The following is a 12,844-nucleotide window of genomic DNA, read 5'->3' as shown; positions in this document are numbered from 1 at the left end:
GGCGGGCGCGTTCAGCCCTGGCGGGCCTTGTAGCGCGGGTTGGTCTTGTTGATGATGTAGACGCGGCCCTTGCGACGAACGATGCGGCAGTTCTTGTCGCGCAGCTTGGCCGACTTCAGCGAGTTGCGGATCTTCATGAGTGCTCTTCCTGGAAAAACGACATGGTCGCCCGTAACGGCGTCACCGGGGGTGCGCGACCGGAGGGTCGGGACAATACGGAAAGCCCCCAGGCCTGTCAACCTCCGCCATGCTTCTGCCTGGGGCGCCCCGCTTTTTCGGGGCCTCCCGGATCGTGTCCGCCCCCTGCGGGGCTGCCGCTCTTTGATTCCGTCATGCGCGGACTTGATCCGCGCATCCCCGGGAGCCGCCTGGCGCCTTGCCCCGCGCTGACACGGGGAGGACCGGCCTCTGCCGACCCCCGAGTTCCTTTTTCTTCCGGCTCCGTCACAGAAAAACCCGATAGGGGGGCTATGGGTCGAGCCGCCGTCGGCAGGGTCGGTCCCTCCCGGCGCGGCAGGAAAGGAGACTGGATGAAGGAGTGCGGCATGAGGATTCGTGTTCTCGTCCCGGGAGTGCTGGCGGCGCTGCTGCTCGCCGGCTGCGGGGTTTCGACCCAGAACCGTTATTCCTACCAGGATGTCGGCAAGCTCACGCCGGTCGAGTTCGGCACGGTGCTGGCCAAACGCGAGATTCGGATTCAGGGCGAAAATACCGGAATCGGGGCGTTGCTGGGGGGCGGCACCCAATCGATGGTGGGGGCGCAGTTCGGCGATGGCGCGACCAGCGTCGCCTCCTCGCTCAGCGGCGCGGTGACCGGGATCGCCAGCGGGTCGATTACCGAACAGATTCTCGCCAATCGCGACGGGCTCGAATATCTGATTACCCTGTCGAGCGGCAAGACGGTGACGATCGTCCAGAACATCGACGATGACGACCGCCCGATCGAGGTCGGCGACCGGGTGATGGTCCAGACCAGCGGTCATTATCAACGGGTGCTGCCCGCCAAGGACCTGCCCGAGACGGTGGTCAAGCCGAAGGGGATCGAGGTCGGCGAGGCGCCCGCTCCCGCCGCGCCGCCCCCCGCCGTGCCGCAACCCGCCGCCTCACACCCCGCCGCGCCGCCTCCCGCCGGGGAGACGGCCTCCTGAGGGCGGGCCGGACTCCATTACAGCGGCTTGAGGCCGAGCCGGTCGAACAGGCCGAGCGCCTGACCGACCGGGGCGTTGGGGGCGGTCAGCAGCTTGCGGCCGCAGAACACCGAATTGGCCCCGGCGAAGAAACAGAGGGTCTGCATCTCGTCGTTCATCCCCTCGCGCCCGGCCGACAGGCGGACGAACGAGCGCGGCATCAGGATGCGGGCGACGGCGATGACGCGGATGAAGTCGAACGGGTCGGGCCGCTCGACCTTGGCCTCGGCCAGCGGGGTGCCCTCGATCGGTACCAGCAGGTTGATCGGCACGCTGTCGGGATGCTTGGGCAGGTTGGCCAGGGTCAGCAGCATGCCGGCGCGGTCGGTCGGGGTCTCGCCCAGCCCGACGATGCCGCCGGTGCAGACATGCAGCCCTTCCTCCTGGACGTTCTGGATCGTCTCCAGCCGGTCCTCGAAGCTGCGGGTGGTGACGATGTTGGGGTAATGCTCGGGGCTGGTGTCGATGTTGTGGTTGTAATAATCGAGCCCGGCCGCCTTCAGCTGGCGGGCCTGTTCGCGGGTCAGGGCGCCGAAGCTGGCGCAGGTTTCCATCCCCAGCGCCTTGACCCCCTCGATCATCGCCATCGCGACCTGGAAATCGTCGCCGTGCGGGCCGCGCCACGCCGCGCCCATGCAGAAGCGCGAGGCGCCTTCCGCCTTGGCCTTGGCCGCCGCCGCCACCACTTCCTCGACCGCCAGCAGCTTCTCGCGCTCCAGGCCGGTGTGGTGATGGGCGCTCTGGGCGCAATAGGTGCAGTCCTCGGGGCAGGCGCCGGTCTTGATCGACAGCAGGCTGCTGATCTGGATCCGGTTGGGATCGAAATGGGCGCGGTGGACGGTCTGGGCCTGGAACAGCAGGTCGATGAAGGGCTGCGCGAACAGCGCCTCGACCTCGTCCTTGCTCCAGTCGTGGCGCAGTCCGTCATCGGCCGCGCCGATGGTGCCGCCCGCCGTGCTGATCTTTGCCGTGTCGATGGTCACGTCGCTCCCCTGTGCCTTTCTGTCTGACGGGGGCGGAGAGTAGAGCGGCGCATGCGGGCTTTGCAACAGGCGCGAAAACGATCTATGACCAAGCCCTGATGCACGGTCTGGACGCCCTCGCCGCCGCCGCCCTGGACAGGCTCGCCGCCGCCGGACGGAAGCGCTCCCTCACTCCGGTCGAACGCCTGCCCGGCGGCCGGGTGCGCCGCCATGGCCGCGAACTGGTCGATTTCTCCTCCAACGACTATCTCGGCCTGTCCCACCATCCCGCTTTGATCGAGCGAGCCCGCGCCTGGGCGGCCGAATACGGCACCGGGGCCGGCGCCTCGCGGCTGGTCAGCGGCCATCTCGCCGCCTATCAGGCGGTCGAGGCGCGGATCGCCCGGGCCAAGGGCAGCGAGGCGGCGCTGGTGCTGGTCAGCGGCTGGCAGGCCAACGCCTCGGTGCTGGCGGCGCTGCTCGACCGCGCGCTGTGGGAGGCCGAGCCGCTGGTGTTCGCCGACCGGCTGATCCATGCCAGCCTGCATGCCGGGCTGACCCTGGCCGGGGCGCGGGCGCGGCGCTACCGCCACGACGATCTCGACCATCTCGAAACCCTGCTGGCCGCCGCCGCGGCTGAATCCCCCGGCGCGCCCCGGGTGATCGTGTCCGAGACGGTGTTCAGCATGGATGGCGACGTCAGCGACGTCGGCCGCCTCGCCGCGATCGCCGCGCGCTGGAACGCCCTGCTTTATCTCGACGAGGCCCACGCCACCGGGGTGATGGGGGCGGGCGGCTTCGGCCTCACCCCCGGCCACGGCGTTGATCTGGCGATGGGCACCTTCTCGAAGGGGATGGGCTCGTTCGGCGCCTATGTCGGCTGCTCGGCGGTGCTGGCCGATTATCTGGTCAACCGCGCCTCCGGCCTGATCTATGCCACCGCGCTGCCGCCGCCGGTGCTGGGGGCGATCGACGCGGCGGTCGAGCTGGTGCCGACGCTCGGGCCCGAGCGGGCGCGTCTGGCCGCCCATGCCGCTCGGCTGCGGGCCGGGTTGCAGGCGGCCGGGCTGGATACCGGGCCGTCGGCCAGCCAGATCGTGCCGGTGATCCTGGGCGACGAGGCCCGCACCCTGGCGGTGGCGGCGGCGCTGGAGCGCGAAGGCGTGCTGGCGGTGGCGATCCGGCCGCCGACGGTGCCGCCCGGCACCAGCCGGATCCGCTTCGCGTTGTCGGCGGCGCACACGACGGACGATATCGACCGCCTGATCGATCTGGTCCCCCGGGCGGTGGAGGAGACGCGGTGATTCCCCTGTTGATGGTGCATGGCTGGGCGTTCGACGCCAGCTTCTGGGATCCGATGCGCGAGCGTCTGACCGATTTCCCGATCCGCTGCATCGATCTCGGCTTCAGCGGCCGGGCCGACCGCCCCGGCCTGCGCCGGCCGCTGGTGGTGGCGCATTCGATGGGGCTGGCCTGGGCGCTGGCGACCGTGCCGCGCCCGTGGGCCGGGCTGCTGGCGATCAACGCCTTTCCCGCCTTCACCCGCACCGCCAGCTTCGTCGATGGCGTCTCGCCCCGGGTGGTCGAGCGGATGCGCGCCCGCTTCGGCGAGGATCCGCACGGGGTCACCGCCGAGTTCCTTGCCCGCTGCGGCCTGCCCCAGGCCGATCTGTCCGGGCTGCGGGCCAAGCCGCTGGGCGAGGCGCTCGACTGGCTGGCGGTGTGCGACGAGCGCGCCGCCTTGGCCGAACTCGATTGCCCGGTGCGCGCCCTGGCCGGCACCGCCGACGTGATCGTGCCGCAATCGATGAGCCGCGCCCTCTATGCCCGCCATGACCTCTATCTGCTGGAGCGGGCCGGCCACCTGCTGCCGCTGACCCATCCCGATTGGGTCGAGGCCCATCTGCGCGACTTCGCCGCCCAGGTGGCGCCGCCGATGGCGCTGGAGGAGCCGTGACCGCGATGAGCCCGCGCAAGCGGCGGATCCGCGCCGCCTTTTCCGCCGCCGCCACCGGCTATGACGCGGTGGCCGGGATGCAGGAACGGGTGGCCGACGGGCTGGCGGCGCGGCTGGCCGGGCTGACGCTGCCGCCGGGGCCGGTGCTGGAGATCGGCTGCGGCACCGGGCTGCTGACCCGCCGCCTGCCCGCGCTGGTCGGGCCGGGCCGGGCGCTGCTGGCGACCGACCTCAGCCCGGCGATGCTGGCCCAGGCCCGCGCCCGCCTGCCCGACGCCGGGATTGCCTTCGCGGCGATGGACGGCGAGGCTCCGGCACTGGCCGAGGGAAGTTGCGCCCTGGTGGTGTCGTCGCTGGCGGCGCAGTGGTTCGGCGATCTCGGCGCCGCGCTGGCCCGGCTGGCCCGGCTGCTGGTGCCGGGCGGGCGGCTGGTGCTGACCCTGCCGGGGGCCGGCAGTTTCGCCGAATGGACCGCCGCCCATCGCCGGCTCGGCTATCAGCCCGGTACCCCCGATTTCCCCGCCGCCGACCGGTTGCGGGCGCTGCTGCCGCCGGGCGGGGCCGGGCGGATCGACAGCGAGACCCTGATCGAGACCCATGCCGACGGGCTGGCCTTCGTCCGCGCCGTCGCCGCGCTGGGGGCGGCGGTGCCGCGCCCCGGCCACCGCCCGCTGGCCCCCGGCGCGTTGCGGCGGGTGATCGCGACATTGGGCGCGCCCTGCCGGCTGAGCTGGGTGATCCATACCCTGACCTTCACCCGCGCGGGAGACCCGGCATGAGGGGCGTGTTCGTCACCGGCACCGACACCGGCATCGGCAAGACCCTGGTTTCGGCCTGGCTGGCCCGGTCCTGGCGGGCGTCCTACTGGAAGCCGATCCAGTCCGGCACGGTCGAGGGCACCGACCCGGCCTGGGTCGGGCGGATGGCGCCGGGGATCGAGATCATCCCGCCCGCGGTCGAGTTGCAGGCGCCGCTGTCGCCGCACGAGGCGGCCCGGCGCGAACGCCGCCGCATCGATCTGTCCACCCTGGTGCTGCCCGAGCGCGAGCGGCTGGTGGTCGAGGGTGCCGGCGGCGCGATGGTGCCGATCAACGATACCGCGCTGATGGTCGATCTGATGGTCCGCTTCGGCCTGCCGGCGGTGGTGGTGGCCCGCTCCGGGCTCGGCACCATCAACCATACCCTGATGACGCTGGAGGTGCTGCGCCGCCGCCGGGTGCCGCTGCTCGGCGTGGTGCTCAACGGCCAGCGCAACCCGGCCAACCGCGAGGCGATCGAGCATTTCGGCGGCGTGCCGGTGCTGGCCGAGATCCAGCCGCTGCCGGCGGTGACCCCGGCGATGCTGGAAAGCCTGCCGGCGCCGTCTTTCGCCTGTCCCTAGATTAAGCGGGCTGCCGCCCGCTGGCCCGCCCGGGGCGATGCCCCGGACCCCCTTTGTTTCTGAAAAAGAAGGGGGTTTGGGGCATCGCCCCAAGCGGGTTTGGGCGGCAGCCCAACAAGGAGAGGATCCCCCCGATGTCCGCCGATCTGCTCGCCCTCGACGCCCGCCATGTCTGGCATCCCTTCACCCAGTCGGCCACCGCCGGGGTGCCGCTGGTGGCGGCATCGGGGCATGGCGCGACCCTGGTGACCGAGGACGGGCGCGAGCTGCTCGATCTGGTGTCGTCCTGGTGGGTCAATCTGCACGGCCATGCCCATCCCGCCATCGTCGAAGCGGTGGCGCGGCAGGCCGCGACGCTGGAACAGGTGATCTTCGCCGACTTCACCCACCGTCCGGCGGTGGAACTGGCGGCGCGGCTGGCCGGGCATCTGCCGGGCGATCTCGACCGGGTGTTCTTTTCCGACGACGGCTCGACCGCGGTCGAGGTGGCGCTGAAGATGGCGCTGCAATACTGGCGCAATGTCGGTCAGCCCGGCCGTGACCGCTTCATCGGCTTCGAGGGCGGCTATCACGGCGACACGGTGGGGGCGATGTCGGCCGGGCGGGCCTCGGGCTTCTTCTCCGCCTGGGAAGGGCTGCTGTTCCCGGTTGAAACCGTGCCGTTCCCGGCCACCTGGGACGGCGACGACCAGGTGGCGGCGCGCGAGGCGGCGGCGCTCGACGCGCTCGACCGCGCCTTCGCCGCCCAGCCCGGCCGGGTCGCGGCGGTGATCGCCGAGCCGCTGATCCAGGGCGCAGGCGGGATGCGGATGTGCCGCCCGTCGTTCCTCGCCGCCGTGGCCGAGCGGGTGCGGGCGGAAGGCGCGCTGCTGATCCTCGACGAGGTGATGACCGGGTTCGGCCGCACCGGCCCGCTGTTCGCCTGCCTCAAGGCCGGGATCACTCCCGATCTGGTCTGCCTGTCGAAGGGGATCACCGGCGGCTTCCTGCCGATGGCGGCGACGGTGGCGCGCGAGTCGATCCATCAGGCCTTCCTCGGCGCCAGCCTCGACGTCGCCTTCCTGCACGGCCATTCCTACACCGCCAACCCGCTCGGCTGCGCTGCCGGGCTGGCCTCGCTCGATCTGCTGGAGGGCGCCGACTGCACCGCCCGCCGCGCCGCGATCGAGGCGATCCACCGCGACCGGCTCGACGATCTGGCCCGGCGCGGCCGGGTCGGCCGCACCCGGCTGTGCGGTACCGTCGCCGCCTGCACCGTCGGCGATGGCGGCGCGGGTTACGGCGCAGCGATCGGCCCCAAAATCAAGGCGGCGGCGCTGGGGCGCGGCCTGCTGTTGCGTCCGCTGGGCGACGTGCTGTATCTGCTGCCGCCTTACTGCGTCACCGATGCCGAGCTGCACCGGGCCTGGGACGGGATCGACGCGATCCTGGCCGAACTGGCCGGATAGACCACCACCTCCCCCCAGAAGGGCTCCCCCCGATGCCGCGCCTTCTCCTCCGCCCGCTGATGCTCCTGCTGCTGCTCGCTTTGGCGGGGGGCGGGGTGTGGGCATGGCAACGTGGCGGCACCCCCGAGGTCGAGACCATCCGGCTGCGGCGCGGCCCGGCGGTCGAGGCGGTCTACGCCACCGGCACGGTCGAGGCCGAGGTGTGGGCGCGGATCCCGCCGGTGGTGTCCGGCCGCATCGCCGAGGTGCTGGCCCACGAGGGCGAGCGGGTGCGTGCCGGCCAGCCGCTGGCTCGGCTCGACGACCGCCAGGCCCACGCCAGGGTGGCCGAACTGGAGGCCAAGGCCGCCTATCTGCGCGAGGAGGCGGAACGCTCGGCGATCCTGGTGGCGCGCGGGGTGCGGGCGCGCGAGGCGCTCGACAAGGACCGCAGCGAGTTCGATCAGGTCACCGCCACCATCCGCGCCGCCCGCCAGCAACGCTCCGACCTGCTGGTGACCTCGCCGATCGACGGGGTGGTGCTGCGCCGTGACGGCGAGCCGGGCGAACTGGCCGAGACCAAGGACGCGCTGTTCTGGGTCGGCGCGCTGAAACCGTTGCGGATCACCGCCGAGGTTGACGAGGAGGACATCCCCCGGGTCAAGGTCGGCCAGAAGATCCTGATCAAGGCCGACGCCTTCCCCGGCAAGGTGCTGGAGGCCCGGGTCGATCGGATCACTCCCAAGGGCGATCCGGTCAACAAGACCTTCCGCGTCCGCGCCCTGCTGCCCGAGGACAGCCCGCTGCTGATCGGGATGACCACCGAGATCAACATCGTCGTCGCCGAACATCCCGAGGCGTGGCTGATGCCGTCGAGCGCCCTGGTCGAGGACAAGGTGCTGGCGGTCGAGGATGGATTGGTGGTGGCCAAGCCGGTCAAACTCGGCATTCGCGGCCGCAGTCAGGTCGAGGTGCTGGACGGGATCGGCCCCGACCTGCCGTTCCTGGCCGCGCCGCCGCCCGGGCTGAAGCCCGGCACCCGGGTGCGGGTCAAATAGCGATGGCGCTGGCGCTCGAACTCGACATCGCGCTGCGCCATCTGTCGCATCGGCGGCGCCAGACGGTGATGTCGCTGCTGGGGGTGATGCTGGGGGTGGCGTTCTTCATCGCCATCGCCGCGATGCTGCAAGGCTTCCAGCAGGATTTCATCGCCCGCATCATCGACATCCAGCCGCACATCGTGGTGATGGACGAGCACCGCACCCCGCCATTGCAGCCGGTCGAGCGGCTCTATCCCGATGGCGCGGTCGATCTGCGCGGGGTCAAGCCGCGCGACGAAAACCGGGGCCTGCGCGGCGCCCGCAACATCCTGGCCGAACTGGAGACGCTGCCCGGAGTCCGGGTCGCCCCGGCCTTGTCCGGCAACGCCCTGATCCATTTCGGCGGCAAGGATCTGCCGGTCAACCTGATCGGCATCGTCCCCGAGCAGGAACGCAAGGTCACCCACATCGAGAAGGACCTGCTGTCGGGCACGCTCGACGCGCTCTATTCCCATTCCAACGCGATCATCCTGGGCGAGGGGCTGGCGCAGAAGGCGGCGATCAAGAAGGACGACCTGATCTCGGTCGCCTCGCCGACCGGGACGCTGCTGAAGATGAAGGTGGTCGGGCTGTTCTCCAGCGGCATCACCGGGATGGACAATTTCAACGGCTATGTGCTGCTGAAAAAGGCCCAGGTGTTGCAGGAACGGCTCAACATCGTCAACCGGATCAACCTGCGCCTCGACGATGTCGAACAGGCCCGCCCGCTGGCGGCGCGGATCGAGCGCGAATACGGCTACCGCGCCGAATCCTGGCAGGAACAGTCGCGCAACGTGCTCAGCCTCTACGTGATCCAGAACGCGACGATGTACCCCACTGTCAGCGCGATCCTGGTGGTGGCCTGCTTCGGCATCTTCAACGTGATCTCGACCATGGTGTTCGAGAAGACCCGCGACATCGGCATCCTCAAATCGATGGGCTTCCGCGATCGTGACATCAGCCGGATCTTCCTGCTCGAAGGCCTGATCGTCGGCGTGATCGGCACCCTGCTCGGCTGGGCGCTGGGCTGGGCCCTGGTCGAATTCATGGGCTCGCTGAAGTTCGAGATGGAAGGCTTCGTCAAGACCCACGGCCTGATCCTGCTGCGCAGCCCGCGCCCCTATCTGATCGGCGGCGGCATGGCGATCCTGTCCGCCACCTTCGCCGCCTGGCTGCCCGCCCGCCGCGCCGCCCGGCTCAACCCGGTCGATATCGTGCGCGGCGCCGGCTGAGGCGGGCTGCCGCCCTGCGCGCAACATAGGCAAGTTAGGCGGGCTGCCGCCCGCCGGCCCGCTTGGGGAGCAAAGCTCCCCAAACCCCTCATTTTTTATCGATGAAATCAAAGGAGGTCCGGGGCATCGCCCCGGGCGGGTCCGGGCGGCAGCCCGGCGTCAGCGTCCGCGATTGTCGGGCTGGGCGCGGACGGCGAGACGGCCCTGGCGGGCGAGGCGGTAGGGGCCGCCGTTGTGCGAGACGATCAGCCGCTTGCGCCGCAGCGACTGAAAGGCGGCCAGGGTGCAGTCGGCCAGCACCATCCCGTCATGGGTGGTGCAGGTGACGGCGACGACCTTGCCGTTGGCGCCGCGCTGATGGCGAATCGCGCCGCCCTGGGCGAGCACATGCAGCACCCGCTGTTCGGTTCTCGATAAATTCATGAGGAACAAGCCTGAAATCGGGAGGAATCCGGGCACAACCCATCGTTCCGCTCTCCGCGACGGAGAACGGCGGGTCGGCATCATCGGCGCCGCCCCGCTGGGGCGACGCGGTCCTCACACGGATTCCAGCATCCAGGCTCCCTGGCCGGCGGGAGACCTCCCGACCGGTTCGGGGTGAATCATAGCGCCGCCGCCGGCGCGCGCCAAGGGCCTCAGCCGAGGATCGGCTCGCTTTGCCATTGCGCCTGCCGGGCGGCGATGGTCATCGGCGTCGGCGGGATGGTGGGATCGAACCGGCCGTCGTCGCGGTGGGGGAAGGCGTTGGCCTCGAACCAGGGCAGGCCGGGCTGGCCCGGATCGAGCAGCCGGCGCAGCAGGGCGCGGTTGCCCGGGTCCATCGACCCGATCCAGTGGTTCATCCCGGCGAGGCGGTGGAGCGCCGTGTCGCCGGGCGGGGCGCGGCCGGTGACGGACAGGCCGAGATGGGTCCGGATCCAGTCCTGCCCCTCGGCGCGGTCGAGCGGGAGGTCGAGCCAGCCCGGGGCGGTCTTCAGGCCGTGATACCCGATCACCCGGGCGGCGTCGCTGCGGTTCCAGCGCACCGGATGGCTGCCGTCGGCGACCAGCCAGGACAGCACCGCGTCACTGCGGTTGACCAGGTTGAACACCTCGAAGCCGAGCCCGGCACCGAGCAGGGTCCGGTTGGCATCGACCACATATTCGCTGCCGGCCAGCAGCAGGATCCGCGCCAGCACGCCGGCCGGCCAGGGGCGGGGCGCCTCCCGCAGATACCCGATCGCCTGCGACACCACCCGGGTGCCGAGGCCATGGGCGAGGATCGAGAACGGCGCGCCGATCTGCTGCAACGCCGCGATCAAAGCCGCCAGCGCCTGGGCGGCGAGCGGGGCGAGGTCGAACGCCGGGAACAAATACGGGTTGTTCCAGCCGGCCCCGGCCCAGTGCCGCAGCGCGCCGCGCGACAGCCAGCCGAAGGCGATCGCCGCCCCGGGTCCCGGGCGGCCGGCCTCGTCACAGACCCCGACGATCGGCAGCCAGCTCAGCCGGGCCGGATTGGTGGGGGAGGGTGGGGCATAGATCCGCTCGAACGGGTCGTCGCTGTCGGTGGCGCCGTCGCGCGGATCGAACGCGCCGCCATGCACCATCAGGGTCAGCGGCCGGCCGCCCTGGCGGCCGACCCAGGCGGTCAGGGCGGCGAGCAGCGCCTCGCCCGGAGGGACGAAGCCGCGCGGGCGGGGGAAGCGTTGCAACGCGGCCCCGTCGCGGTGGGCCAGCAGGTCGGTCGCCCGCTGGTAATCCGGGTCGGTCGGGTTGGTGGTGGCGCTGAAATCGGGCTGCCAGATCAGGCTCAGCATCGCGGTCCCCCCCCCTCGGCCGGCACACCCATCCCGGGTTGTTCTGGTCCATCATGATGTCATGGATTGCGCCCGGCCTCCAGCCGGGCAGGACGGGGGATGCGGGGAAGGGAAGGGTGTGTTAGAAGTCTACTAGATTTATGATGATAATGGAGCGTTCCAATGGGAGTGAGTTCGCTGCGGAGGGGCCTTGCCCTGCTGTTGGTCCTGCTGGCGCTGCCGGTGGTGGCGGGGGCGGAGACGCTGCGGGTCGGGGTCACCGGCGGGCCGCATGCCGCGATCCTCGAACAGGTCGCCGCCCTCGCCGCGCGCGAGGGGCTGACCATCAAGGTGGTCGAGTTCGACGATTACCAATTGCCCAATGCCGCGCTGGCCCAGGGCGATCTCGACGCCAATTCGTTCCAGCACCAGCCGTTCCTCGACGAGCAGATCCGCGCCCATGGCTATCCCCTCGCGGTGATCGGCAGGACGGTGGTGTTTCCGATCGGGCTCTATTCGAAGCGGATCCGGTCGCTCGACGCGCTGGGGCGGGGCGACAAGGTGGCGATCCCGGCCGATCCGACCAATGGCGGCCGGGTCCTGCTGCTGCTGGAGGCGCAGGGGCTGATCCGGCTGCGGCCGGGGGTGGGGATCGCCGCCACCCCGTTTGACGTGATCGACAATCCGCGCGGGCTCAAACTGGTCGAACTGCCGGCGGCGCAATTGCCGCGCGCGCTCGACGACGTCGCCGTCGCCGCGATCAATTCCAATTATGCGCTGGAGGTCGGGCTGGTGCCGCACCGCGACGCCCTGGTGCTGGAATCCGCCGATTCGCCCTACGCCAACGTCATCGCCGTCCGCGCCGCCGAGCGCGACCGGCCGGCGCTGGCGCAGCTGGTCCGCTTTTATCACGCCCCCGAGATCCGCCGCTTCATCACCGAACATTACGGCGCCTCGGTGGTGCCGGCGTGGTGATTGGGCTGCCGCCCAAACCCGCCCGGGGCGATGCCCCGGACCCCCCTTCTTTTTTGAAAATAAAGGGGGTTTGGGGCATCGCCCCAAGCGGGTGCGGGCGGCAGCCCGCCAGATCTTTCGCCGTGGCGGCCGACGCTTTAGGATGCGGCGGCGACAAGCGGGGGAGAAAAATGGCGAACGAGGTGGCGCTCGCGGCGCGTGGGCTGACCCGGGAGCTGCCCGGTCCGGTGCCGGTGACGCTGGTGCGCGGGGTCGATCTGACGGTGGCCCCGGGCGAGTTCGTCGCCATCACCGGGCCGTCCGGTTCGGGCAAATCCTCGCTGCTTTATCTGCTCGGCCTGCTCGACCGCCCCACCGCCGGCACGGTGTGGCTGGCGGGGGAGGACACCTCCGGCCTGTCGTCCGATCAACTGGCGGAGCGGCGGCTGGCGCGGATCGGCTTCGTCTTCCAGTTCCATTTCCTGCTGCCGGAATTCAGCTGCCTCGCCAATGTCGAGATCCCGATCCGCCGGCTCGGCCGGCTCGATCCCGCCGCCGCCCGCCGCCGCGCCCAGGGGCTGCTGGAGGCACTGGAGTTGGGCGAGCATGCCCGCAAGCTGCCGGAGCAATTGTCGGGCGGCCAGCGTCAGCGGGTGGCGATTGCCCGTGCCCTGGCCAACGATCCGCCGCTGATCCTGGCCGACGAGCCGACCGGCAACCTCGATTCCCGCACCGCCGCGCTGGTGTTCGCCACCTTCCGCCGGCTGGCGCGCGAGGAGGGGCGCAGCGTGCTGGTGGTCACCCACGATACCGGGCTGGCCGACACCGCCGACCGGCGGATCCATCTGGTCGATGGGCGGGTGGTTGGCCGGGAATAGGCCGGATTGGCC

14 protein-coding genes are annotated in these 12,844 nt (G+C 70.9%); 10 read left to right on the top strand and 4 right to left on the bottom strand.

Features of this window, described 5'->3' with window-relative positions; genetic code table 11:
- Positions 1-11 precede the first annotated feature (11 nt).
- Positions 12-137: a type B 50S ribosomal protein L36 gene (ykgO, locus tag ACFSNB_RS04190; RefSeq protein ID WP_377314782.1), complete on the bottom strand. Its 126-nt coding sequence runs from the start codon at positions 135-137 to the stop codon at positions 12-14.
- Positions 138-545: 408 nt separating this feature from the next.
- Between ykgO and ACFSNB_RS04185 the strand changes: the two genes are divergently transcribed.
- Positions 546-1,148, top strand: a complete 603-nt coding sequence (locus ACFSNB_RS04185; RefSeq protein ID WP_377314781.1) for an outer membrane lipoprotein — start codon at positions 546-548, stop codon at positions 1,146-1,148.
- Positions 1,149-1,165: 17 nt separating this feature from the next.
- On the opposite strand, the gene bioB is transcribed toward ACFSNB_RS04185, so the two are convergent.
- Positions 1,166-2,170, bottom strand: coding sequence for a biotin synthase BioB (gene bioB, locus ACFSNB_RS04180; protein WP_417629361.1), 1,005 nt, complete (start codon positions 2,168-2,170; stop codon positions 1,166-1,168).
- Between the two features lie 98 nt (positions 2,171-2,268).
- On the opposite strand from bioB, the gene ACFSNB_RS04175 reads away from it, so the two are divergent.
- The 7 genes from ACFSNB_RS04175 (at position 2,269) to ACFSNB_RS04145 (ending at position 9,225) form a co-directional block, all read left to right on the top strand.
- Positions 2,269-3,453: an aminotransferase class I/II-fold pyridoxal phosphate-dependent enzyme gene (locus ACFSNB_RS04175; protein ID WP_377314780.1), complete on the top strand. Its 1,185-nt coding sequence runs from the start codon at positions 2,269-2,271 to the stop codon at positions 3,451-3,453.
- Positions 3,450-4,106 carry an alpha/beta fold hydrolase gene (locus ACFSNB_RS04170; protein WP_377314779.1) on the top strand — a complete coding sequence of 219 codons (657 nt, stop codon included), beginning with the start codon at positions 3,450-3,452 and terminating at the stop codon, positions 4,104-4,106. Before ACFSNB_RS04175 ends, ACFSNB_RS04170 begins: the two co-directional genes overlap by 4 nt.
- A 5-nt stretch (positions 4,107-4,111) precedes the next feature.
- Positions 4,112-4,885 carry a methyltransferase domain-containing protein gene (locus ACFSNB_RS04165; protein WP_377314778.1) on the top strand — a complete coding sequence of 258 codons (774 nt, stop codon included), beginning with the start codon at positions 4,112-4,114 and terminating at the stop codon, positions 4,883-4,885.
- Entirely contained in the window at positions 4,882-5,487 is a 606-nt protein-coding gene (gene bioD, locus ACFSNB_RS04160) for a dethiobiotin synthase (RefSeq protein ID WP_377314776.1), read from the top strand. Before ACFSNB_RS04165 ends, bioD begins: the two co-directional genes overlap by 4 nt.
- A gap of 134 nt (positions 5,488-5,621) precedes the next feature.
- Positions 5,622-6,935, top strand: a complete 1,314-nt coding sequence (gene bioA, locus ACFSNB_RS04155; RefSeq protein WP_377314774.1) for an adenosylmethionine--8-amino-7-oxononanoate transaminase — start codon at positions 5,622-5,624, stop codon at positions 6,933-6,935.
- Positions 6,936-6,967: 32 nt separating this feature from the next.
- Positions 6,968-7,972 carry an efflux RND transporter periplasmic adaptor subunit gene (locus ACFSNB_RS04150; protein ID WP_377314772.1) on the top strand — a complete coding sequence of 335 codons (1,005 nt, stop codon included), beginning with the start codon at positions 6,968-6,970 and terminating at the stop codon, positions 7,970-7,972.
- 2 nt (positions 7,973-7,974) lie between these two features.
- Positions 7,975-9,225, top strand: coding sequence for an ABC transporter permease (locus tag ACFSNB_RS04145; protein ID WP_377314770.1), 1,251 nt, complete (start codon positions 7,975-7,977; stop codon positions 9,223-9,225).
- A gap of 159 nt (positions 9,226-9,384) precedes the next feature.
- On the opposite strand, the gene ACFSNB_RS04140 is transcribed toward ACFSNB_RS04145, so the two are convergent.
- Together ACFSNB_RS04140 and ACFSNB_RS04135 are read right to left on the bottom strand one after the other, a co-directional pair.
- On the bottom strand, positions 9,385-9,648 hold the full coding sequence (locus ACFSNB_RS04140) for a YjhX family toxin (protein WP_377314768.1): 264 nt from the start codon (positions 9,646-9,648) through the stop codon (positions 9,385-9,387).
- Between the two features lie 212 nt (positions 9,649-9,860).
- Positions 9,861-11,021, bottom strand: a complete 1,161-nt coding sequence (locus ACFSNB_RS04135; protein WP_377314767.1) for a hypothetical protein — start codon at positions 11,019-11,021, stop codon at positions 9,861-9,863.
- Positions 11,022-11,183: 162 nt separating this feature from the next.
- Between ACFSNB_RS04135 and ACFSNB_RS04130 the strand changes: the two genes are divergently transcribed.
- A complete protein-coding gene (locus ACFSNB_RS04130; RefSeq protein ID WP_377314765.1) occupies positions 11,184-11,975 on the top strand; it encodes a MetQ/NlpA family ABC transporter substrate-binding protein in 792 nt (263 codons plus the stop codon).
- A 170-nt stretch (positions 11,976-12,145) separates the two neighbouring features.
- A complete protein-coding gene (locus tag ACFSNB_RS04125) occupies positions 12,146-12,832 on the top strand; it encodes an ABC transporter ATP-binding protein (RefSeq protein WP_377314763.1) in 687 nt (228 codons plus the stop codon).
- Positions 12,833-12,844 lie beyond the last annotated feature (12 nt).

Source organism: Phaeospirillum tilakii (assembly GCF_042683125.1).
Taxonomy (GTDB): domain Bacteria; phylum Pseudomonadota; class Alphaproteobacteria; order Rhodospirillales; family Magnetospirillaceae; genus Phaeospirillum; species Phaeospirillum tilakii.
The sequence above is the reverse complement of the archived record's forward strand: the minus strand, read 5'-3'. Positions and strand labels throughout refer to the sequence as shown.